Raw genomic sequence first — 20,581 nt, 5'->3', positions numbered from 1 at the left:
TGGTCACATGGTCACCTGTTCGAACCGAGAGAGCAGAAACCCCTTATGTATTACTTTTGCATCAGACCAGAAGCGGAGACGAAGCTACTACTTGAACATCTTCCTTATTCGTCTCCCAACGACCTCTATCTGAGACTTCTCGCCTTCCTTCCGAAGCCTGGTGAGAGTCGGCATTCCAGAGTCTCGCTCGGCGACCCATTCCTTGGCGAACTTTCCGGACTGGATGTCCTTCAGGATACTGGCCATCTTCTACTTCACGCGGTCGTCGATGATCATGGGACCTCGTGTCCGTCCGCCATATTCAGCCGTATTCGAAACGCCGTCCCACATCCCCTCGATGCCGCCCTTCTGGACCAGGTCGATTATGAGCTTCAGCTCGTGGAGCACCTCGAAGTATGCGATCTCAGGCTGGTAGCCTTCCTCGACCAGGACTTCAAAGGAGGTCTTGACGAGCTGGCTAGCTCCTCCACAGAGGTCCACCTGCTCTCCGAACAGGTCGGTCTCGGTCTCCTCCTTGAAGGTGGTCTCGATGACGCCCCTCGTTGTTGCCATGAGTCCCTTGGCGATCGCCAACGCGTACTTCTTGGCGTTTCCTGAATGGTCCTGGTGCACCGCGATCAGAGCGGGCACACCTATCCCCGCCAGGAATGTCTCTCTGACAAGGGCGCCTGGACCCTTCGGTGCCACCATGATGACATCGATGTCCTTCGGAGGGACGATCCTCTTGAAATGTATGTTGAACCCGTGCGCGAAGTCAAGGACCATGCCCTTTCTCAGGTTGGGTGCGATGTGCTTGTCGTACACGTCCTTCTGGACCTCGTCAGGTATCAGGACCATTACCAGGTGCGAGCTTCTGACGGCGTCCGAGATGCTCATGATCTTCATCTTGTCCGCCTTGGCCCTCTTCCATGTCTCATCCTTTATGCCGAGTCCCAAGACGACATCCACACCGCTGTCCCGCAGGTTCAGCGACTGTGCTCTCCCCTGTATTCCATATCCCACGACGGCTACCCGCTTGCCCTTAAGGACATTGAGGTTCGCATCCTTGTTATAGTATATCTTGGCCATCACTGCACACTCCCAATCAAATCGCATTCATTGCTTGTATGTATCTCTCCGGCTGGCTCTTCTTCACGATGATGTCGACCTCTTCCACAGTCCCTGTGACACGGCACATGCCCTCCTTGCTGTAGAGCAGAGCGTACGCCTCGTGTCTGGAGGTGTCGACCAGGTCCACCTCGATGACCTCGTGGAGCGCTCTCAGGTGTTCGATCACACTAAGAGCCTTCTCCCTGTCCTCGATTGAGAGGACTATCCTGGCCCTCTCGGGCATCTCGCACTTCCCGACCACAATCGTCTCAACGTTTATCCTCTTTCGGTTGAACTCGCCCATGACCCGTTGCATCACACCCGGCTGGTCGTACACCAACATCATCATTACTTCCATTCAGCACACCCCGCCTTTCCATATGCACCTGCCCTTGATGCATTCGCTGGTGGATTTCCCCGGTGGCGTCATTGGCAGGACATCCTCTTCAGGGTCCACCATGAAGTCGATCAGGAAGGGAACATCGGCCTTCGCGCCTCTCTGGATCGCCTCGGCCACCTCGGAATGCCTTTCCACCCTTATCGCCTCCGCCCCGTAGGCCTCCGCTAGCTTGACGAAGTCCGGGGTTGTCCCCGCGAACTTCGTTGCCATGTACCTTGAGCCGTAGAAGAGCTTCTGCCACTGCTTGACCATGCCCAGCCATCCGTTGTTCAGCAGACAGATCATCACTGGAATGTCGTTCTCGACGGCTGTGGCGAATTCCTGCGACACCATCTGCAGACTGCCGTCGCCTGCGATGTCAGCAACAACGCTCTCAGGACGAGCGATCTTTGCGCCTATGGCTGCAGGGAACCCGAACCCCATCGTCCCTAGCCCGCCGGATGTTATGAACATCCTCTTCCCGTAGCACTTGAAGAAGTGAGCCGCCCACATCTGGTTCTGGCCCACTTCGGTCGTGACGATGGCGTCGTTCGGGAGGTTCTTGGAGAGCTCGTGAATGACCTTCTGTGGTTTGAGCGGGTCAGAGCGGAGGTCGAAATCACAGGTACACTCCTTGTTGAGCTCGATTATCCTGTCCTTCCACGTCCCTGACTTCGTTCTTTTCTGGAGTCCTGCGATTAAGGCGTTCACGACGGTCCATGCGTCTCCCACGAGACCGACTCTGCCCTTCACGTTCTTGCCTATCTCAGAGGAATCGATGTCCACATGCACGACCTTCGTCTTCGCGCCGAACTCGCTGAGCTTACCAGTCACACGGTCACTGAACCTGGTGCCAATGGCGAGCAGCACGTCGCAGTTGTTCAGCGCATAGTTCGCTACTTGGCGTCCATGCATTCCGCACACGCCCAAGACAAGTGGGTGGTTCTCCGGGACGGAGCCTTTCGCCATCAAGGTAGTGACTATCGGCGCCATCAGCATCTCAGCAAGGCGAGTGATCTCTGGTCCGGCCCGAGACCACGTTACTCCCCCACCAACCATTATCGTGGGCCTCTCTGCCTTCTCGAGCAGCTTGATGGCATCAAGCAGACCTGCGAGATTCCGCTTGGGTTTCGGCACCCTCACCTCCTTGTTCATCTGCTCGTCCGTGATCTCGGCGTTGAATATGTCTACTGGGATGTCCACATGAACTGGACCGTATCTTCCAGTAGTCGCGATGAGGAAGGCCTTCTTCATGGTCTCGGCGAAGACCGTTGGGTCAGTCACCCTGAAATTGTGCTTTGTGATGGGCATCATGAGGCTGAACGAGTCGGCCTCCTGGAACGCATCGTTCCCGAGCACATTCGTAGCGACCTGTCCAGTTAGGGCGACGATCGGCGACGAATCCATGAACGCCGTGGCAACACCTGTGACAAGGTTCGTCGCTCCCGGGCCAGATGTGGCAATGCATACTCCCGGCTTCTTGGAGACGCGCGCGTAACCGTCCGCCATGTGGCCTGCGCACTGCTCGTGCCTCACCAGTATATGCCTTATGTCGGATTGCAGGAGCTCGTCGTAGAACGGGAGCAGGACTCCGCCTGGAATGCCGAACATCACCTGCACGTTCTGCTTCTCGAGCAACTCCACAGCGGCCCTAGCACCTTTCATCCTCTACACACTCCTTCATTCGCCCGCACGGACACCCCCGAAATCCATCGTGTCCATTACGGGCGCAAGATCCGCAGGTCGACAAGGACCCCTAGCACGACGAGAATAGGCACCAACTTACCTTGTCCAGCGGACTCTAGCATCAGAGTTCGCAATGGTCCAGCCAATATTAAAATCTTGGCCGTGGAAGCAAGCATTGAATGCCCATGCACACAAATGTACAATGCACTGGCTTAGGCGAAATGGCCCCGACCCGTGAGCACCGCCACGAAAACATGGTTCCTCGAATCGAGCTTGGTTATGGCCGTCACGGCTCCTGCGGACGCGGGCAGGATGTCGAGGCTCTCCTCCTGCATTATCAGCGTGGCCGCCTTGACGAGCTCGGAGTCCGGAATCTCGACACCGATGCCGTTCGAATCAAGGATAGCGGCAAGGGCCTCCTCGGGGTCCGTGACATAGTTCCCGCAGAGAGGCTCGTTCACTTCCGTCACCTCAAGGGTCGGCACATCGACCTTCGCTTTCGCTCCCTTTGCGAGGCCATGGACAATCGCGTTGTTGTTCGAGTAGCCGAGCATCCGCGGCTTCATGCCCATCGACCTGAACCCCTGCCACATGCCGCTTATCAGTTCCCCGTTGCCGACAGGGACAGATATCCAGTCCGGCGACCTTCCAAGGGACTGCGCGATCTCTTTGGCGATGAAGGTGTAGCCGTACATGCCGATCTCCTTGTTCACTCCGCCAGGGTTCGCGTTGTACCATCCGTTCCTAGCGGACTCCTCAGCCGCTTTTCTGATCGACGCCTCGTAGTCTCCATCGACCAAGACGATCTTGCCGCCCTTTGACTCGATCTCGGCCTTTCGGGGCGCCGCGAAGTCCTTCGGTATGTAGACGCGCGCCTTCATGTTGAGCTTCTCGGCCATGTGCGCAAGTGCTGCACCGAAGTTGCCGCAACTTGCTGCCACCAGAGTGTCCTTGTCCTTCATCCGCGCATCTATGGTATAGAGGAGAGCAATCCTATCCTTGTGAGTTCCTGAGGGGTTCTCGCCCTCGAGCTTCAGATGCAGCCTTCTGATCCCCAGCTTCTTCTCAAGTTTCTGGGCGCGGACGAGCGAGGTGCCCCCTATCCTGAGTGCCTTCATCTGCTTCTCAAATTCTCTTATGAGCTCTAGAGGGATCAAGTTCTATCCACACTCGTTGATATTGTCGGCCGCAGGCGGCCCTCATCGGGTCGTCTGCACATAGCTTTCGGGTCTTTCTAGTCGAGCCCGTTGGTCTTTATGTCCTTATCAGCGGCCTTGACGATTGATTCAAACTCCTTCGCGACCTCTGATGGCACTGGTGCGACCACGTGCTCTTTCATTATCCTCGCCGCCTTGACGCGGGCACGGTCCACCACGCTCTTCTTGCCATCGGCTTCCCAGGCCTCGCCGGTGCGTCTGTCCGTGATGTCCGTGAGGAAATGCTCCTTGCTCAGCCACTGCATAGTGTGCCTGTCCGCCAGGAAGCTGCCTCCCGGGCCCACCCTCTTGATTACGTCAACTGCCATGTGGTCGTCGTCGACCGTTACACCGTAGGCGAGCCTGGCCATTATCTTCGCCATCTCATCATCGATCACCATCTGTTCGTAGGACAGCATGGTGACGTCATCGAGCAGACCAAGCCCGGCGATCATATCGCAGCCCGCGTAGAACTGTGGCAATCCGCTGGACATCTTCTCGTAACATGCCTGTGGTCCTGGCAACTTCGCGGAGGTGACCATCCCGCCGCAGAGTATGGGGAATCCGTAGTGGTGCGAGAGCTCTCCGGCACCCGCAGAGATTAACGCCCTCTCCGGACCGCCGCCTGCCCATGTCATCGTTCTCATGTCGAAGGCGGCTCCACCTGTCCCGTACATGAACGGTGATCCGGGCGCTGCGAGCTGTGCCATCGTCAGACCTGCGAGAACCTCAGCGTTGTTCACAATGATAGAACCTGCCAGCGTTACCGGTCCAGTGATGCCCGCCTGAGGCATGCCGTAGAACGATATGGGCACACCGGCTTTGGCGAGAACGAGTGCTCCTTCAGTCGATCCTCCATCGAGCTGCAGAGGCGAGAACGGACAGTGCATCGAGGAGAATATCGGCCTCTTCCTGAGCGCCTTCTCGTCCCCTGCAAGCGCAGCGCCTATCTCTACTAGCCACCCGGCCTCTCGCCTGTGGCTCGTTGTCTCCACTTGGACGTGCTTCTCGATGCTTGAGAGCGCGACCTTGAGATCGACAACGTGCCTGAGGTGATCCGGGATGTCCTGGCAGCTTATGCATGGCCAGAATATGTGCGCCGAGTCTAGCGCGTTGGCAACCTTGCCAACCATCGCCAGGTCTTCGCTCGTCGACATGCGCCTCTTTCCCGTGTTGAAGTCCATCACGCTCGTGCCGTTGCCATCTGTCGTGCAGAATACCCTTCTTCCATCGAGAACGACGTCGTTCTTCGGGTTCCGGGCGTAGAGCGTGATGTTCTTCTTCGCCTTGTGAATTGCCTCTTCCACCAGGTTGCCCGGGATCTTGGCGCAGCTTGTCTTGTAGTCGACCGACGATCCAGCATCCTCTAGAAGCTTCAGACATTCCTTGCTGAAGACCTTGATGCCCGCGTTCTCAAGTACATCTAGCGTTCCCCAGTGCAGTGATTCCAGATCGTTCTTCTGGAACATCTTGAACGCGACCTTTCCCTTAGGGAATCCAATCATTTCTCCGCTCCCCTTTGCTTCCGGAGTCCACTCATTCATTGAAGCTTGTTCCAGTATTGATATCAAGTATTTAGGTAGTGGGATTCGGTGCTGAAACGAGGTAGTTCTCCGAGCTCATGTAGGGTTGCGTTCGTTCCCTCGAAAGGCGCGTGCAACGCGCCGACCCGCACCCCGAAAGGCTTTAATCAAGAAACACATATGAACCGACATCCAGACCGCAACGCGGGGGTAGCCAAGCTCGGTCAACGGCGCCAGATTGAGGGTCTGGTCTCGCAGGAGTCCTTGAGTTCAAATCTCAGCCCCCGCACCATTTTTCCATCAATCTTCTGTCGGAGTTTGTTATCGGAGTTGCCACAAAACTAAAATACAACAACCACACACATCATGTCAAAGCAGACGAATCACATTGGTGACTAATGATCGCAATCACACACCTGGTCGTCAGCCTTCTTCTCATCGAACTCCTGACTCTTGACAGGAACGACGCATTCGTTGCTCTTCTGTTCGGCGTGTTCATCGACCTCGACCACCTGATCGGGCTCAAGGGTTACGCGAAGGTCCATGGCATCCGGGCGGTGCTCGATTTCGACTCGTTGACGCACGCGGGTGGCCAATGGAAGTCTCTGTTGCACAATCCCGTTGCGGTTGCCGTGGTCGGTCCAATCTCGGTGGCGTCTCGCCTCATGATCCCTCTCCTTTTCTGGGGCGTGCACATATCCATGGACTTCGTCGAGGAGAACTTCTTGGGGAACTTCTCGACGCTTGAGGCAATGCTGCTTGCAATAGCTGGCATTGGACTGGTGACCATCCGCTACGGCAAGTACCTCCAATCGTATGCCGCGGGCACGTTCTCCCAGTACTTGAGTGTCGAGCTCGGTTGGCTGAAAGGTATTGTCCGCCCATCAGCCGTTTGAGCCGCTCACTGGTGCTTCGCGCCCGCAAGGATCCTTATCACGTGTTCTGTGAATGATCTCGATCCGTGGCGTCCACCGATGTCCATCGTCAGATGACCTGTGGAATACACCTCCGCGACGGCTTTCTCGACATCGCTTGCGGGTCGTGCAAGGCCCAGATGTCTGAGCATCATGGCGCCCGCCAGGATTGCAGCCGTAGGATTCGCTATGCCTTTGCCAGCGATGTCAGGTGCGGAACCATGGGCAGGTTCGAACACGGAATGCTTCGGCCCTATGTTCCCTGAAGGTGCGAACCCGAGTCCTCCGGCGACACCGGCTGCCACATCCGAGAGGATGTCACCGTACAGATTGAGCGTGACTATGACATCGAACACCCTGGGTTCGACTACCAACTTCATGGCAGCCGAATCCACGAGCTGCTCCTCAGCCTTGAGTCCTGCGCCCCTGCTGTCCATGAGCTCTCTGAAAACGCCAAGGAATAGGCCATCGGATGCTCTCAGAACGTTCGACTTGTGCACGCAAGTGATCTTCTGTCTGCCGTTCAGCCTCGCGTACTCTATCGCGAAACCGACGATCCTTTCGGAAGCACGCCTTGTGACCCTCCGTCTCGTGGTCACCCCCCCGTCATCGAACACCTCGTCCTGCGTGTACATTCCCTCGGAGTTCTCGCGGATTAGCACGATGTCGATTGATGGCCAGTTGGGGACGTCGACGAGGGTTCTGACGGGCCTCAGGTTGGCGTAGAGGTCCAGCTCCTTCCTGAATCTCAGAACGGGGGACTGATGATCCGGCTTGTCCGATGAAGTAACAGCCCCGAACAAGCAGCTGTCGCTGGATTTCATGAGGTCGAAGGTCTCATCCGGCAAGTAGCTCCTGTGCTTCTCGAAGGCGGCTTTGCCTATGTCTGCACGGACGAACTCAAGCTGATCCGTAGCTTTCTCCAAAACGTCCACGGCAGAATCGATGACCTCAGGACCGATGCCGTCTCCAGGGAGAACGCATATGCTCTTCATGTGGGGACTACTCTTGAACGAGCTTTGCGAAGTCGACGAAGTGCTTCTCCATCCGGGCTATCCTCTTTCTGCTGTCGTGGATGTCCTTCTCCATCTTCGCCGTCATAACGCGCATCCCTTCCACGAGGCCCTCGGCCTCCTTCTCAAGCGCGGAGATCTTGGACTCGTGCGATAGCGCCTTAGTCGTGTGCTCTTCGATGCGCTTCTCAAGGTCCGCCTGGCGCTCCTTCTCCGCGGATTTTGAGAAGTATGTCTCCACTTTCGTGTTCAGCATGGTCAGGATGTTGGAGATCTTCTCGAGCTGCTTCTCAAGCCTCTCCACCCGCTGCTGAACGTCGTCGACCTTGCTCGAGAAGTCCGGTGAGGTAGCCATCTTCTCGACCTCGAATATGCGGTTCTCGATCATGTCGATCTTGTTCTCGACATTCCCGATGTTCTTCATGCCTTCGGAGATCTCTTCCAAGAGCTCCTTGTCAGGGAACTCGATCGTTACGCTCTCTGAGCCAGGGCTATAGGACTTCATAGACTGCAGTGTCGCAATGGCGTCCACCGTCGGGAAGCCTCCTTTGACCCTACCTTCGATGTCCCTAAGGGTCGAGACCATCTCGGTCCCGGACTTTCCCAGCCACGGGTTCGCCTTGACCATCTTCGTGATGTTCTCGATGATGGCTTCCAGCTCAGCTCCGCTCTTGCCCAGCTCCGATTTCTCCATCAAACGGACATCACGGAGGGCGTCCTTCTTCCCCCTCTTGTTCCAGTCGCCAAGGGAACGGCCTTCGAACGGGAAGAAGCCAGCGAAATGATCCACGCCTTTGACGATGATCTCCTGAACCTCGTCCCAGTCCTTGGTTCCGCCGTCTGTCTTGAGCTCCTGCGACGAGTTGAAAATCATGCATACGCAGCCTGTCGGGAGCAGGAAGCACCTGATTGTGTATGGAGCCTCCTGGGCGAATTTCGGATAGGTTTGGGCCTTCTTCTCCTCGATAGTGTCCATGTAAGCCTTGAAATACTCCCTGGCAAAAGCGGCCAGGTCCTGCGACGATGGGATTTCGGGGCCTATTTCCTTAGGGGTCATGTGTTCGTCCGCCTGTTGAAGGTAATAGAGTATTCTTTCTCGCAATATTAATGTCTTCCCGGCCTTCCCTCTGCTATCACTGCGCTGGCAATCATCGGCATGGTGATGGTGACGTCGCCCTCGACGGTGATATATTGGGCGTTCTCCTTCACCTTGCCCCAGCTTACGGCCTCCCTAATCCTGGCACCTGACAACGACCCGTCCCACTCCTCAGCGGTGGTCAGGTACACAGCGTATTCGAGCCCTCCCCTGAATTGGTTCCACCATATCACATGGTGCTTGGATATGCCCCCACATAGCATGATCGCCCCGGTCTTCTTCGCCGTGAACACGATATCCGAGATGTCCTGCTCGTCCTTCATCACATCGACATTGAAATCCGGATGTTGCTGTTTGAACAGCCAGAGTTGGGATCCGAACGCCCCGTCCGTAATGCCTGGGACGAAGATCGGGATATCATTCTTCGCAGCCCAATAGAGGATTGATTTCTTGTCCGTGAGCCTGGAGCCGAACTCGTATGCGAGCTGGCGGCTCGAGAGCGTCTTCTTGCCGCTCTTGTACAACTCCGACAGTATCGGCTGCATCTTCTGCTCTAGTACTATGCCATAGCTATCGTTCGGAATGAGTATGTTGCCCAGCCTGTTTATCCCCTTTCTGTGCAGGTCAGCATCGTCCATGAGGAACTCTCCGTGGTAGTACTTCCGCCAGACCCTGGCGAGGTCGTGGTCGAGAGTTCCACAGGTTGTGATTATGACATCCACGAGCTTGTCCTCCACGAGCTTTCGGATCACGCCGCGCGTGCCGGTTGATATGATGCAAGCGGGGAATGACAGGAAGATCGTGCACTGCTTCTCATGGAACATCTTCCGCACGATGTCGCACGCCACTCCCAGTTTCTTGGCTGTAAAGCCTCCAGAGGCCAGCATCTGCGCAGTGAGGTCCTTGACCGTCATGTTGTCCTCGATTTCGATGTCCGTGATAGGCTTCATTTTCATCTGCATCTGATCAACACCTAGAAGTCCGAATTCAGTAGCAACAACCTGCCGAAAACATTTATAGCTTTCCAGCTGATGTTCATCAGGTAAGAATGTTAAAGGTTAGGCAAGTGATGACCGCGCCGGTCGTGACAATATCTCCTGACACGCTTGTCAAGGACGCTTCTGCGCTGCTCGCTGAGAAGAACATCTCCGGTGTCCCTGTCGTCGAAGGAGCCAGACTGGTCGGCATCTTCAGCGAAGCGGACGTCCTGCGTTCCATCAAGACGACGAGGAAGGACATGAGGCTGATCTACCCATCAATTTCCTCCATCGGAATCGCATTTCAGGAGGAGGTAACCCAGAGGGAGATTATTGGAGCCTACGAGGAGATAGGTCACATGCCCGTCAAAGAGGTCATGTCGAAGACCGTCGAGACAGTGGGACCGGACATGGAACTCAATGAGGCAATTGTCAAGATGGTCCAGAGATCCATCAACAGGCTCCCGGTCGTCGAGAAGAACCTCTTGGTGGGAATAGTGACCAGAGGGGACGTCATAAGGGGTCTTGCCAAGGAAGAGGCTCAGGATAAGCCGAAGTAGGGATCTATCAAGCCCCTACCACTTGAGGAATCTTTTCTTCTTCTCCGTAAGCTTCTCCTCGGGCTCCTTCTGGATCGTCTCTGGAGTCGCGGCTTTCAACACTCTCTTCGAGGGTGCCTCATCCACCACTGATGTTTGCTGAGGCTGTGCCGGGGCCGCTGCGTCCGCCAGAGGAGCGAATGAGAACGAGTGCCCACACTCCACACATTTCTGTGAGGCATTTGGGAACGAGTAGAGGGTCTTATGGCCACACTTGCCGCATTTCACGTCCTGCACACGTTTCAGAACACCTGCGTCTATCCGCTTGTTGTCGAGCGCCTTCTCCATTTCTGCTGAGGCGTCCTTCAGGACGCGTGCGTATTTGACAGCATTCACAGCATCCTTCCTTTCCAGAGCATACTTCGCATTAGTGATGTGTCCGATCTGCTGCTGAACGTCCATACCGTAGGATGCGGCCTCCATGACTTCTGGTTCACGGCTCGACACAGTGAGCGTCGCTTTTTCCAGCTGTCTAGTTTCCAGGTCTTTCTGCCTCTTGATCTGTTCGAGGTGAGCAGCATCCACTGTCCGCTCAATCGCTGCAAGCAGGTCCGTTGCCCGTTTGAACGCGCCGTGTTCGAGCGCTTTCCTAGCCTCGCCAAGATCGGATTCTGCCGACCCCGTGTCGACTCCGATCTCCTTTGCCTCCTGGGCAGCGGCGTTTACGAGCGGAATCGCGTTCTCTATCTCCTTCGCTCGGAAGTCCTTTGCCTCTTCTGCCCTCGTCCTGGCATCTCTGATGTGCTTGGCGTATTCTCCAAGGTTGAAGGACTGTTTCGCGCTCTCAGCGATCGTCAGGAACTTTCTGGCCTCCTCAGTCCTAGTTCCGAAGGACTCGTAGTCCGCAAGGAGCACCCTCAGCTCTGCTTCCTCCTGTCCGCTCTCTCTTATGAACGCCTGATATGTCTTTGCCGCGAGTGTCTCAAGGTTCTCGAGCGCTTCCTCTCTCTGCCTGGGTGTACCCGTTATGAAGGTCCGTTTCGCAGCTGCGATAGCCGTTCGCAGAGTCGGATCGAGTCTTCCTCTGCCGTCCGGTATCCTGGACAAGAGCTCGTCGGCTGCTCTGATTGAAACGGCAGCTGAATAGACCTGGAACGCGCTGAAGCTCTCTAGGCACATCATCCGAGCCTCCCTGTTGATCCTGATGGCTTCGCCGAAATCTCCGAGGATCATCTTGTTGAACGCGCTCTCTGTAGTGGAATCGATTTCGAAGAACGACGGCTTCATGGTCAGGGCCTCGTCGATGTGCCTCTCGACAGTCTTCTCGTTCTCCTGCGGAAGTTCCATCGGTTCCACAGGCTTGTTAGATATCTCCTTGATGTCGGCGCCGATCGCCTTAATCTCAGCGGCGTCCTCGTCAGGGGCTGGCATCTCAGTCGGCTTATTCTTGGCCCTTGAAAGAGCTGTCCTGACCTGATCCTCAGTCAGTCTCTTGGTCTTGACCTTCTCAACAAAATCTCGTTTGTATTTGCAGGCAGAAACGTCTATCTTGTATTCCGCAGCGACTATCTTGAGTTTCCAGATTGGGAGTTCGTTCAAGAAGTGACCAGAATCCTGGACCATTTGCATCTCTCCGCTAGACATGCGCCCTATCAAAGTCATGTCCCATAATCCTTTCGTATTTGGCGTAAGAGCCGCTGGTGATGCGACAAAACCTAAGTACTGGGGTGTTCATCGAACCCGGCAATGGACGCCGCTCAAGAGAAGATCGCGGTAGCCAGGCTATCAGTGTACTCAAACACCTCCCTGGTCATTCTCAAGCTCATCGTCGGATTCTTCATGGGTTCAGTTGCAGTGCTTTCCGAGGCCATTCACTCAGGCATAGACTTGGTAGCGGCAATGATCGCAAGGTACTCAGTCAAGAAGTCCGCGGAACCGGCCGACAAGGATCACAGGTACGGTCACGGGAAGTTCGAGAACCTGTCAGGGATGATTGAGGGCTCGCTCATCTTCGTTGCGGCCGCCATTATCATCTACGAAGCGGGTTTGCGCCTATTCGGGGATTTCGAGGTGGAGCTCCTCGCTGCTGGTATGTTGATAATGGGCTTATCTGCGGTCGTGAACTTCCTTGTCGCGCGAAAGCTGACCGAGGTGGCAAAGAGGACCGATTCGTTGGCCCTCGAGGCGGATGCATATCACCTGAGAACGGATGTTTGGACTTCTGCAGGAGTATTCGTTGCCTTGGTCCTGATTCAGATCACAGATATTCATCTTCTCGATCCTGCGGTGGCATTGCTCGTTGCGATGTTCATAATCCATGCGGCTTTCGACATAACGAGACGGTCAGCCGAGGGCCTCGTGGACAAGAGCCTTCCCGAGGCGGAGATAAAGCTCATCGAGCGCATCATCAGCGAGCACAAGGGCGACATACTGAACTACCATAAGCTGAGAGCTAGGAAGATGGGGTCAGAGAGACAGATCGACCTGCACATGATCGTCCCCAGGAATCTCAGCATCAAGGAGGGCCATGACCTCGTGGACAAGCTGGAACAGGACATCAAGAAGGCGTTACCTCACACAGTAATAGTCGTCCACATAGAACCGTGCGACGCGAATTGCGAAAGGTGCAGGATGTCTCCTCCTGGCCGTATATTGTCAAGGGGCAAGGACAGGCAGAGCGGATCTAACTGCGAGCCTAGGCAAAGCGCTCGTTGAGCACCCGTTCGGTCTCCTTGAAGGGGTTCTCGCCGTCTTCGCTGTTATCTACGGTGACCCACTCATCTGCAACTAACGACTTAGCCACCTTTCTCACAGACGAGAGCTTCTCCACGGTCTCGAACATCTCGTGCCTGTGGCCTCTCAAGGAGATTCTGCGCTTTGCGATCTTCGGTTCGATGTCGATGAAGAGCGCAAGGTCAGGAAAGGGGAGCACCCTCCTGAACAACTTGTAGCCAGTTGGCGCGAACCGTTCTGGAAGATAGGCGCTACCCAAGAGGTATCTTACGAAGATCACAGTGCCTTCGCGGTGTCTTTTCAACTGACTCACTGACATCAGCACATCCGCAGTGAAGAACAAGGTCGCGAAAGACCTCGCGACGGGGCCTGAACCCTCCAGTGCTCGCTTGGACAGCCTTCCGAACAGCCTCCGGGAAGGGTGGGATATCACCGTCACACGCTCTCCTTCTGCCTCCAGGTGCCTTCGTATCCTCTCTGCGTGAGTGTCCTTCCCGCAACCGTCGAGTCCGTCGACCACGATGAACCTCAGGCTCATACCCCCATCATGTGGAGCCAGCCGGCCACAAAAAGTGGCAGGACAAGGTTGTCAACTGCTCCTGGCGTCACAGCTTCCAGAAATGCCACGAGCCCGGCTACAGCGAACGCGAAGAGGACGAGGAGCTTCGGCTGTGTCCCGCCAGAGTAGTCTATCAGGCCGAAGTAGAACCAGCTGATAACGAGGGTGCTTACGAGTGTAGCCAAGAAGACTGCGAGGCTGCCCTCGAGGGTTCTGTGGGGCAAGTAGCGGATCTTGCCGTATCTGCGCCCAACGAGCTCGCCCATGCCGTCCCCGAAGGACATCGCAGCGATTGCAATCGATGCTGCGAACAGGTCATCGAAGAGCAGGTATGCGATCATCGTCCAGGAAATGGCATAGAACACGAGGCCATATGGATGCCCTTCAGAGGACCTCTGACCCAACGGGCTCTTCCTCAGGAACGCCACGGGGGACCTAGGGGTCGCCAGGAGAAGCAGTAGCACGAACGGAAGCGCCGCCAGTCCTGCCATCACAGCCGCAGAGTCAAAGTTCCACCAGAAGAAGACGATACCTCCGGTCAGAATGTGAACAAGCTTGCGAGCGTTGCTCATCTTGTCTCTCAGGAGCCAAGATATCACCACGACCGCCAGGACGTATCCATAGACGCCCAGAAGCCCAAGGAGGTCCCCTTCAGTCAGCGCACTCACGGCCATTAGATTATCCTTGATGTCTGCATATACTTTTCCGATTGGGGAGTGGGACGGGTCAGCTCTTCTTTCGCTTCAGTTCCTCGACAACTTCCTGAGCTCTGTCCATTCGTATCTTCTTCTCCGCTATGATGATCCTGCACGCCTCATCCACGAGCTCGGGAGGACAGCCTACACTAGCGACTATGTTCTTCGCGTGGAGGGTCATGTGGCCCCTTTGTATTCCGACTGTAGCCAGCGCCCTCAATGCGGCCAGGTTCTGAGCGAGGCCGACAGCCGCGGCGATCTCGCCCAGTTCCTGCGCACTTTTTACGCCCAAGAGCTTCACGCATGCCTTTGCAGTCGGATGGACCTTGGTTGCTCCTCCAACCAAGCCGACTGCCATAGGCAGTTCGATCGTGCCTATCAGATCTCCGTCCGGGGTCTTCTCAAAGGTGGTCAGTGGCTTGTAGACACCAGATCGCGCCGCATATGAATGAGCGCCTGCTTCGATTGCCCGGAAGTCGTTACCAGTCGCGATTATGACCGAGTCAATGCCATTCATGATGCCCTTGTTGTGTGTCGCGCATCTGTAGGGATCCGCTTCGGCGAACACGTACGCCTCAATCACCCCGTCGACGACCTCTTCGCCTCCGATGGCTTCCTTGGACCATACAGCGCGCGCCCTCGCCAGTCTGTGCGTCGCGAGATTGGAGAGGATCCTGAGATACACCTTGCCTCCCGATATCTGTTCCACGAAGGGCGCTACAGCCTCAGCCATCGTGTTGACGGCGTTTGCGCCCATCGCGTCCTTCACATCAACGAGAAGATGGACTATGACGTTCGGTCCCCTCAGGGTGTTGACGATGCGCACCTCGAGGTCCTTCGCACCACCGCCGAGCTTGACCAGCATCGGGTCCTGTTCGTTGGCGATCTCGAGTATCTCGCGCTTCTTCTCGAGTATCATATGCGTCACCCTGCTCGGGTCCCGAATGCCAGTCACCTGGACCTGACCAATCATGATGGGAGGAGTGCTGGATGTCCAGAATCCCCCAAGCTCCCTGGCCATCTTGGCCGCGTTGGATGCCGCAGCTACGACTGACGGCTCTTCGATCGCCATGGGAACGAGGTAGTCCTTGTTGTTTATCCTGAAGTTGACCGCGATGCCAAGCGGCAGCTGAAAAGACCCTATCGCATTCTCTACCATCTTGTCCGGAATTGAGGGGTCGAGGCCTCCGAATCCTGCTAGAGCCATGGCCTCATCGTCGGTGAGGCCAGCGAACTCCTTAACGACCTTCAATCTGTCAGCCATGCTCAGCTTGTAGAACCCCTCGATCCTAGAACTCCGCTCCATAGATCACACCGGCAACTAGGCAGGCAAACCAGATAGCTCAATCTTAATCCTTTTGCACATGGATGTCGACAATCATCGTCTATATCGGGTCCGCATGCAAAAGGATATATTCGGATTGACGACTGAAGGGACCAGATGTCCAGATGCTCTGCCCCAGGCAAGATGATATTGTTCGGTGAGCATGCGGTCGTGTTTGGGAAACCTGCACTCGCGCTGGCAATCGACATGAGAATATCGTCCACAGTCTCGCTCTCACATGAGTTCTCGGTCAATGGTCGCCCGATGAAGAAGCGGCATCATGGTTACATCTCGGCGGCACTGGACGAAGCATGGGGCGGTCCACCGATCAACCTCGATACATCATCTCAGATACCATCTGGCTATGGGTTGGGCTCTTCTGCAGCGGTGACCGTATCCTGCGTTGCGGCAATGATGATGGAAGAAGGGAAGCTGGACCCTGAGAAGGTAGCGAGGAAGGCCTTCGAGGCAGAGCGCAAGGTTCAGGGAAGAGCGTCGCCGACTGACACTTCGACATCCACACATGGCAACGGAGTGATCGTGTCACCTGAGCGGATGGATGGACTGCTATGGCGTATCGAACTAGACGAGAGGGTATGGAACATCCACCATTGCGAAGTGCCTCCTTTGAAGTTCGTCGTGGGCTACACAGGCATCCATGCGGTGACAGGCCCTCTAGTGGCTAAGGTCATGAAGCTAGTGGATACAGACGAAGAGGCGAAGCACGTCGTAGACAGAATCGGTGAGATTGTGCTCGAAGGTGTAGAGGCGATCAAAGCCCGGGACAAGAATAGGTTGGGGAAGCTCATGTATGAGAATCATGGTCTACTGAACCGGCTTGGTGTCGGACATCCTGCCTTGGACAAACTTGTGGATGCATGCAAGGGAACCTCGTACGGTGCGAAGCTGACCGGGTCCGGCGGCGGAGGCTGCATGATCGCTCTGACCGACGATCCGGAGGCAGTCGCCAAAGCTCTGTTAGATGCCGGAGGGGAACCGATCATTGTAGAGGTCGGTTGCGAAGGCGTCAGACCAGAGAAATAGGAGGAGGAAACGATAAATCCCTGCTCACGCTTGACCTTGGCGGTGAAAGATTGGTAGAGCGAATTGCTCAACACAGGCACTGCCGAAACTGTGACAAGGCTATCCCTTACAAGGACAAGTTCTGCGACGAGAAGTGCGATGCTGAGCACAAGGCCAAGATGAAGGCGAAGAAGAGCCAGCTGCTCTATTTCTACGCGATGATGGTCGGCGTATTCATCGTTACCATGGCGCTCATCTTCCTGAGGTAGACAGTATGAAGGTCGGCATCGGCGGAACATTCAACGTGATTCACAAGGGTCACGAACTTCTCTTTGAGACCGCTTTCTCGATAGGCGATTCAGTGGAGGTCGGCCTCACCTCGGACGAGTTCGCCAAGAGCATCAAGACGGTGCCTGTTGCTCCATACTTTCAGCGAAAGGCCACCCTGATGAAGTTCCTCGAACGATATGGCAAGCCGTTCAACATCGTCATGATCTCAGATATGAAGGGGACAGCGGCTACTTCGGAAACCATAGATGCCATCGTGGTATCTCCCGAGACGCGATCTCATGCGGACGACATCAATGAGCAGAGACGGAGGAACGGGCTGAAGCCGCTGAAGGTCTTCGCCATCAAAGATGTCAGGGCAGACGATACCATCGTGATCAGTTCATCGAGAATTCTCAAAGGTGAAATAGACAAGGATGGGAGGCTGCTTCGCCCCATCAAAGTGGCAGTCGGATCGACTAACAAGGTGAAATTGGATGCGGTCCGGAACATTTTCACGCAGGCCTTTGGCCTCATCGAGGTCGTAGGCGTCGAGCCAGAGCACAACGTAGAGAATCAGCCTCGGGAAGAAAGAACGATCCAGGGGTCAATCCAGAGAGCGAAGAACGCGCTTGAGAAAACAAAGGCGGACTTCGGGGTCGGGGTGGAAGCGGGGCTGTTCTACAACAGGTTGCTGAACAAACACCTGGACATCCAGTACTGTGCGGTCGTCGATTCCTCAGGCAAGATGACGGTCGGCCACGGTCCTGGTTTCGAGTATCCCCCCGAGGTTGTCCGGGCGGTTCTGGACGGCGGCACGGTCGGCGACAAGATGAGTGAGATAACTGAGATCGAGGAAATAGGCCACAAGATGGGCTCGATAGGCTATCTGTCAGATGGAATGATCGACAGAACTTCCCTTACGGAGATAGCAGTGTTGATGGCACTGATCCCGCGGATAAGGAAGGAGATGTACTAAGGGAGTCTAGGACTGCTCCTCTTCCGCGACCGCTTCGAGATACTCTGAGAGCGTGTTGCAGCTCTCCTTGCCTACGCAGCCGAACCTACCGTACCTCTTGCAGTAGTCCCCTGACATCTCGTGATGCTCGCACTTTTGAGCATCTTTGAACGACGGGCACTGCGTCTTGATGCATGCGTATCCCGAGTACTTGCCGGTGCACAGATTGTCTTTGGTCAGGTGTTTGCATTTCATGAGCACTCACGGCTCCTCTCCAAGCCTCATCATGCGCTCTTGATGAATGATCAGCTGCTTCTGAAATGACTCTGGCGTCACGCAGTGCTCTCTCCCGGGGCAGAAGAACCTAGCATACTTCTCGCAGTAGAGACCGAGCCATTTCTCGTGCCCGCACTCCTCGGCCGCAGCCTTGGCTTTTCTGAGCACTAGGATATTCATTCCAGAGAATTCGCACTTGTCCTGGCCGATGCATTCCAGGCTGTCGACATGCTTGTTCGCGCAAGCTCCGCTAACATAGCTGTATCTGCACATGATCCCATCCCGTGCTCTCGCGAGCGCACTCCAATGCGCGTGCGCGCAAATAAACATTTACGAAACGTCGCTTTTCCCTAGCTTTTCTGAGCGTGAAGGTAGCCGAAACATCTGAACAGGGCAAGACAAGGGTAGGGGTTTGTGCCTGACCTTGGAGCGTCCCATCGGAAAAGACCATAGGGGTGGAAGGGCGATGAAGGGACGGAGAGGAACTGACGATGAAGTGCGCGAACTGTGGAGCCGAGAACCCCGATGACAAGAGATTCTGTGGCGATTGTGGATCACCATTCAAACCGCGTGAAGCGCCGGGCATCAAATTGCAGAGGCGCCTTGACAAAGAGACTGCTTTTATCATAATATTGATTTTCGTGCTTCTCATTATCATCGGCTTTGGCTTCCTTCGCGCCGCGAACTACCTTAACGACAAGGGTATCGAGATTCAGTACGTTGCACATTCCTTCTATAACCTAGCGTGGTTCTTTGGATGGCATGGAGTCGCCGGATTCTTCATGGCCGAGCTTGCACTTTGGTTCTCGAATCCGACTCGGAAGAAGGAGAAGAAAGGGGTTTGAGCCGAGCCGTCAATTCGGCCTGATTGACCTTCCAACACGTCTTACTGGCTAACAACTTGCGGTTTCCGCACAAAACGTCATAGGATACGAACAGTCTCTTTGATATCAACAGGTTGTACCGTCATGTTCCACCCTCACACCTCCTGCGCCTATCCTTGTGATCTCTGACCTGAAACTCGCCTTCTCCATGGCAGATGCGACCGTACCCTCAGTTTCATTATTGACCAGCGCGATCATCAGACCACCTCTCCCGGTCCCGGTGAGCTTCGCACCCAGCGCTCCGCTATTGGAGGCGATATCGACTAGCTCCTCCAGTTCAGGACAGGAGACATCCATTTCCTCAAGAAGCAGATGGTTCATGTTCATAAGGAGTCCGATCTTCCTCAAGTCCCCATTGTCCAAAGAGCTCTCCGCCTCCTTGATAATCATGGAATAGTCGTCAAGCATTCTACTGAACCTGTCCGGATCTCTCTGCTTCTCCCTCTTGACATCCTCGACGACCTCCGTGGTGTTGCTGGTGATGCCCGTGTTGCCGATGACAATCGACAAAATCGCCTTTGAGTGCAGCTGCTTGACGATGCCCTTCCCAGTCTTGAGGTCCTTCCTGAAAAGGATGAACCCTCCGTAGGTGGAACAGCAGTTGTCGATACCGCTCGGCACCCCGTGGTATCCTTTTTCTCCCTCGTACGCTACATCGTTGATCTCGTCGATGCCTTTGCCGAGTTTGAACTCCTCGTTGAGAGCGGCGGCGATAGCGGCGGAGCTCGCCCCGGATGCCCCGACACCGCTTGCGGCGATCAAATTACCGCCGAGCTCGATGCTGACCTTCTCCCCCTCGAGTCCCATGACCTTGAGAATCCTCTGGATAGAATCGGACTGCTGGTCACGCTTCTCTTTCTTGTATCCGGGCGTCTCCGGCCTATTGTCCTGGAGCGAGAATTTCCTGGCCTGCTTCACCTTAGCAACGGTCCTGGCCTCGATCGCCGTAGCGATCGCTGGAAGTCCGTAGACGACGAAGTGCTCGCCGAACAGTATCAGCTTGCCTGGGGCGGATGCCTTTGCCACGACCCATGAACCGAGTAATCTGGATATTATCGTTTCGTAATGACAGGAAAAGACTTGAGAACGGATGGAAGACCATCGTTGGGCGCATTCAGGGGCATTCTCATGGTTTCCAACTCGGGAACAGAGGGATTCTACAAGGTCTCCAGAGAGGAGAGGCTGAAGCTTATTGCAGAGATGTGCAATCTGAGCGACGAGGAACCAAGCTTCTTGTCTTCGATTTCGGATCGGACTAGAAACGTTCGAAGTAGGGAAGAGGAAGGGGTTTGAGCCTCGACTCGGAAAAGACCTCTATGTTGAAATGTCCCGCTATGCCTGTTCGATATCGACTATCTTCTTCTGAAATCCCTTCATCTTCACGGATCCGTTGGGGCTATCGGACATGCCTCTATTCGCGGTCTGTGCCGCACTATGGTGACTTCGTCCC

General features: G+C 55.4%; 22 protein-coding genes, 1 tRNA gene and 1 pseudogene. 9 read left to right on the top strand and 15 right to left on the bottom strand.

Annotated elements, in window-relative coordinates; genetic code table 11:
• Nucleotides 1-87: 87 nt before the first annotated feature.
• From ilvC to KJ653_06840, 5 genes and pseudogenes are all read right to left on the bottom strand, one after another.
• Nucleotides 88-1,068: pseudogene (gene ilvC / locus KJ653_06860) on the bottom strand (ketol-acid reductoisomerase).
• A gap of 16 nt (nucleotides 1,069-1,084) precedes the next feature.
• A complete protein-coding gene (locus tag KJ653_06855; protein MBU0685546.1) occupies nucleotides 1,085-1,447 on the bottom strand; it encodes an acetolactate synthase in 363 nt (120 codons plus the stop codon).
• On the bottom strand, nucleotides 1,448-3,133 hold the full coding sequence (gene ilvB / locus KJ653_06850; GenBank protein MBU0685545.1) for a biosynthetic-type acetolactate synthase large subunit: 1,686 nt from the start codon (nucleotides 3,131-3,133) through the stop codon (nucleotides 1,448-1,450). It lies immediately after the preceding gene.
• 233 nt (nucleotides 3,134-3,366) lie between these two features.
• Nucleotides 3,367-4,311: a pyridoxal-phosphate dependent enzyme gene (locus KJ653_06845; protein MBU0685544.1), complete on the bottom strand. Its 945-nt coding sequence runs from the start codon at nucleotides 4,309-4,311 to the stop codon at nucleotides 3,367-3,369.
• A gap of 77 nt (nucleotides 4,312-4,388) precedes the next feature.
• On the bottom strand, nucleotides 4,389-5,855 hold the full coding sequence (locus tag KJ653_06840; protein MBU0685543.1) for a trimethylamine methyltransferase family protein: 1,467 nt from the start codon (nucleotides 5,853-5,855) through the stop codon (nucleotides 4,389-4,391).
• A gap of 222 nt (nucleotides 5,856-6,077) precedes the next feature.
• Between KJ653_06840 and KJ653_06835 the strand changes: the two genes are divergently transcribed.
• Together KJ653_06835 and KJ653_06830 are read left to right on the top strand one after the other, a co-directional pair.
• Nucleotides 6,078-6,165, top strand: a tRNA-Leu gene (locus KJ653_06835).
• Between the two features lie 106 nt (nucleotides 6,166-6,271).
• Entirely contained in the window at nucleotides 6,272-6,769 is a 498-nt protein-coding gene (locus KJ653_06830; GenBank protein ID MBU0685542.1) for a hypothetical protein, read from the top strand.
• A gap of 5 nt (nucleotides 6,770-6,774) precedes the next feature.
• Here the strand turns inward: KJ653_06830 and KJ653_06825 are convergent, their stop codons facing one another.
• The 3 genes from KJ653_06825 to KJ653_06815 are packed head-to-tail and all read right to left on the bottom strand — an operon-like array spanning nucleotide 6,775 to nucleotide 9,852.
• Nucleotides 6,775-7,782, bottom strand: coding sequence for an isocitrate/isopropylmalate dehydrogenase family protein (locus KJ653_06825; GenBank protein ID MBU0685541.1), 1,008 nt, complete (start codon nucleotides 7,780-7,782; stop codon nucleotides 6,775-6,777).
• A 7-nt stretch (nucleotides 7,783-7,789) separates the two neighbouring features.
• Nucleotides 7,790-8,857 (bottom strand): hypothetical protein, encoded by a 1,068-nt coding sequence (locus tag KJ653_06820; GenBank protein MBU0685540.1) that lies wholly within the window; start codon nucleotides 8,855-8,857, stop codon nucleotides 7,790-7,792.
• Nucleotides 8,858-8,904: 47 nt separating this feature from the next.
• Nucleotides 8,905-9,852 carry a deoxyhypusine synthase gene (locus tag KJ653_06815; GenBank protein MBU0685539.1) on the bottom strand — a complete coding sequence of 316 codons (948 nt, stop codon included), beginning with the start codon at nucleotides 9,850-9,852 and terminating at the stop codon, nucleotides 8,905-8,907.
• A gap of 92 nt (nucleotides 9,853-9,944) precedes the next feature.
• Here KJ653_06815 and KJ653_06810 point away from each other — a divergent pair, with 92 nt between their 5' ends.
• Entirely contained in the window at nucleotides 9,945-10,433 is a 489-nt protein-coding gene (locus KJ653_06810; GenBank protein MBU0685538.1) for a CBS domain-containing protein, read from the top strand.
• 15 nt (nucleotides 10,434-10,448) lie between these two features.
• Here KJ653_06810 and KJ653_06805 read toward each other — a convergent pair whose 3' ends face one another.
• Nucleotides 10,449-12,074 carry a hypothetical protein gene (locus KJ653_06805; protein ID MBU0685537.1) on the bottom strand — a complete coding sequence of 542 codons (1,626 nt, stop codon included), beginning with the start codon at nucleotides 12,072-12,074 and terminating at the stop codon, nucleotides 10,449-10,451.
• A gap of 84 nt (nucleotides 12,075-12,158) precedes the next feature.
• On the opposite strand from KJ653_06805, the gene KJ653_06800 reads away from it, so the two are divergent.
• Nucleotides 12,159-13,127, top strand: coding sequence for a cation diffusion facilitator family transporter (locus KJ653_06800; GenBank protein MBU0685536.1), 969 nt, complete (start codon nucleotides 12,159-12,161; stop codon nucleotides 13,125-13,127).
• Here the strand turns inward: KJ653_06800 and KJ653_06795 are convergent.
• Genes KJ653_06795 through KJ653_06785 form a run of 3 tightly spaced genes read right to left on the bottom strand, consistent with a single transcriptional unit; the run spans nucleotide 13,108 to nucleotide 15,705 of the window.
• Nucleotides 13,108-13,683 (bottom strand): thymidylate kinase, encoded by a 576-nt coding sequence (locus KJ653_06795; GenBank protein MBU0685535.1) that lies wholly within the window; start codon nucleotides 13,681-13,683, stop codon nucleotides 13,108-13,110. The two genes, KJ653_06800 and KJ653_06795, sit on opposite strands and share 20 nt — an antisense overlap.
• Nucleotides 13,680-14,378: a phosphatidate cytidylyltransferase gene (locus KJ653_06790; protein ID MBU0685534.1), complete on the bottom strand. Its 699-nt coding sequence runs from the start codon at nucleotides 14,376-14,378 to the stop codon at nucleotides 13,680-13,682. Before KJ653_06790 ends, KJ653_06795 begins: the two co-directional genes overlap by 4 nt.
• 52 nt (nucleotides 14,379-14,430) lie before the next feature.
• Nucleotides 14,431-15,705 carry a hydroxymethylglutaryl-CoA reductase, degradative gene (locus tag KJ653_06785; protein ID MBU0685533.1) on the bottom strand — a complete coding sequence of 425 codons (1,275 nt, stop codon included), beginning with the start codon at nucleotides 15,703-15,705 and terminating at the stop codon, nucleotides 14,431-14,433.
• A 135-nt stretch (nucleotides 15,706-15,840) separates the two neighbouring features.
• Here KJ653_06785 and mvk (KJ653_06780) point away from each other — a divergent pair, with 135 nt between their 5' ends.
• Genes mvk (KJ653_06780) through yjjX form a run of 3 tightly spaced genes read left to right on the top strand, consistent with a single transcriptional unit; the run spans nucleotide 15,841 to nucleotide 17,992 of the window.
• A complete protein-coding gene (mvk, locus tag KJ653_06780) occupies nucleotides 15,841-16,767 on the top strand; it encodes a mevalonate kinase (GenBank protein MBU0685532.1) in 927 nt (308 codons plus the stop codon).
• A gap of 50 nt (nucleotides 16,768-16,817) precedes the next feature.
• The gene (locus KJ653_06775) at nucleotides 16,818-17,015 is read left to right on the top strand and encodes a DUF2116 family Zn-ribbon domain-containing protein (GenBank protein MBU0685531.1); all 198 of its coding nucleotides are present in this window, start codon (nucleotides 16,818-16,820) and stop codon (nucleotides 17,013-17,015) included.
• Between the two features lie 5 nt (nucleotides 17,016-17,020).
• Complete coding sequence (gene yjjX / locus KJ653_06770) at nucleotides 17,021-17,992, top strand: inosine/xanthosine triphosphatase (GenBank protein ID MBU0685530.1); 972 nt, start codon at nucleotides 17,021-17,023, stop codon at nucleotides 17,990-17,992.
• A 6-nt stretch (nucleotides 17,993-17,998) separates the two neighbouring features.
• Here yjjX and KJ653_06765 read toward each other — a convergent pair whose 3' ends face one another.
• Both KJ653_06765 and KJ653_06760 read right to left on the bottom strand, forming a co-directional pair.
• Complete coding sequence (locus KJ653_06765) at nucleotides 17,999-18,232, bottom strand: hypothetical protein (GenBank protein ID MBU0685529.1); 234 nt, start codon at nucleotides 18,230-18,232, stop codon at nucleotides 17,999-18,001.
• Nucleotides 18,233-18,520 (bottom strand): hypothetical protein, encoded by a 288-nt coding sequence (locus tag KJ653_06760; GenBank protein MBU0685528.1) that lies wholly within the window; start codon nucleotides 18,518-18,520, stop codon nucleotides 18,233-18,235.
• 218 nt (nucleotides 18,521-18,738) lie between these two features.
• On the opposite strand from KJ653_06760, the gene KJ653_06755 reads away from it, so the two are divergent.
• Complete coding sequence (locus KJ653_06755) at nucleotides 18,739-19,092, top strand: zinc ribbon domain-containing protein (protein ID MBU0685527.1); 354 nt, start codon at nucleotides 18,739-18,741, stop codon at nucleotides 19,090-19,092.
• 105 nt (nucleotides 19,093-19,197) lie between these two features.
• On the opposite strand, the gene mvk (KJ653_06750) is transcribed toward KJ653_06755, so the two are convergent.
• Entirely contained in the window at nucleotides 19,198-20,157 is a 960-nt protein-coding gene (mvk, locus tag KJ653_06750; GenBank protein MBU0685526.1) for a mevalonate kinase, read from the bottom strand.
• Nucleotides 20,158-20,196: 39 nt separating this feature from the next.
• Between mvk (KJ653_06750) and KJ653_06745 the strand changes: the two genes are divergently transcribed.
• Nucleotides 20,197-20,424 (top strand): hypothetical protein, encoded by a 228-nt coding sequence (locus tag KJ653_06745; GenBank protein MBU0685525.1) that lies wholly within the window; start codon nucleotides 20,197-20,199, stop codon nucleotides 20,422-20,424.
• Nucleotides 20,425-20,581: the final 157 nt, after the last annotated feature.

This window comes from Candidatus Thermoplasmatota archaeon (assembly GCA_018814355.1).
Taxonomy (GTDB): domain Archaea; phylum Thermoplasmatota; class Thermoplasmata; order UBA10834; family UBA10834; genus COMBO-56-21.
The sequence above is the reverse complement of the archived record's forward strand: the minus strand, read 5'-3'. Positions and strand labels throughout refer to the sequence as shown.

Bases quoted from the DNA above. Each gene is read 5' to 3' on its own strand.
- KJ653_06855 (MBU0685546.1), bottom strand. From the start codon at position 1,447: ATGGAAGTAATGATGATGTTGGTGTACGACCAGCCGGGTGTGATGCAA.
- ilvB (MBU0685545.1), bottom strand. From the start codon at position 3,133: ATGAAAGGTGCTAGGGCCGCTGTGGAGTTGCTCGAGAAGCAGAACGTG.
- KJ653_06840 (MBU0685543.1), bottom strand. From the start codon at position 5,855: ATGATTGGATTCCCTAAGGGAAAGGTCGCGTTCAAGATGTTCCAGAAG.
- KJ653_06830 (MBU0685542.1), top strand. From the start codon at position 6,272: ATGATCGCAATCACACACCTGGTCGTCAGCCTTCTTCTCATCGAACTC.
- KJ653_06825 (MBU0685541.1), bottom strand. From the start codon at position 7,782: ATGAAGAGCATATGCGTTCTCCCTGGAGACGGCATCGGTCCTGAGGTC.
- KJ653_06820 (MBU0685540.1), bottom strand. From the start codon at position 8,857: ATGACCCCTAAGGAAATAGGCCCCGAAATCCCATCGTCGCAGGACCTG.
- KJ653_06815 (MBU0685539.1), bottom strand. From the start codon at position 9,852: ATGAAAATGAAGCCTATCACGGACATCGAAATCGAGGACAACATGACG.
- KJ653_06810 (MBU0685538.1), top strand. From the start codon at position 9,945: ATGTTAAAGGTTAGGCAAGTGATGACCGCGCCGGTCGTGACAATATCT.
- KJ653_06805 (MBU0685537.1), bottom strand. From the start codon at position 12,074: ATGACTTTGATAGGGCGCATGTCTAGCGGAGAGATGCAAATGGTCCAG.
- KJ653_06800 (MBU0685536.1), top strand. From the start codon at position 12,159: ATGGACGCCGCTCAAGAGAAGATCGCGGTAGCCAGGCTATCAGTGTAC.
- KJ653_06795 (MBU0685535.1), bottom strand. From the start codon at position 13,683: ATGAGCCTGAGGTTCATCGTGGTCGACGGACTCGACGGTTGCGGGAAG.
- KJ653_06790 (MBU0685534.1), bottom strand. From the start codon at position 14,378: ATGGCCGTGAGTGCGCTGACTGAAGGGGACCTCCTTGGGCTTCTGGGC.
- KJ653_06785 (MBU0685533.1), bottom strand. From the start codon at position 15,705: ATGGAGCGGAGTTCTAGGATCGAGGGGTTCTACAAGCTGAGCATGGCT.
- mvk (MBU0685532.1), top strand. From the start codon at position 15,841: ATGTCCAGATGCTCTGCCCCAGGCAAGATGATATTGTTCGGTGAGCAT.
- yjjX (MBU0685530.1), top strand. From the start codon at position 17,021: ATGAAGGTCGGCATCGGCGGAACATTCAACGTGATTCACAAGGGTCAC.
- KJ653_06760 (MBU0685528.1), bottom strand. From the start codon at position 18,520: ATGTGCAGATACAGCTATGTTAGCGGAGCTTGCGCGAACAAGCATGTC.
- KJ653_06755 (MBU0685527.1), top strand. From the start codon at position 18,739: ATGAAGTGCGCGAACTGTGGAGCCGAGAACCCCGATGACAAGAGATTC.
- KJ653_06745 (MBU0685525.1), top strand. From the start codon at position 20,197: ATGACAGGAAAAGACTTGAGAACGGATGGAAGACCATCGTTGGGCGCA.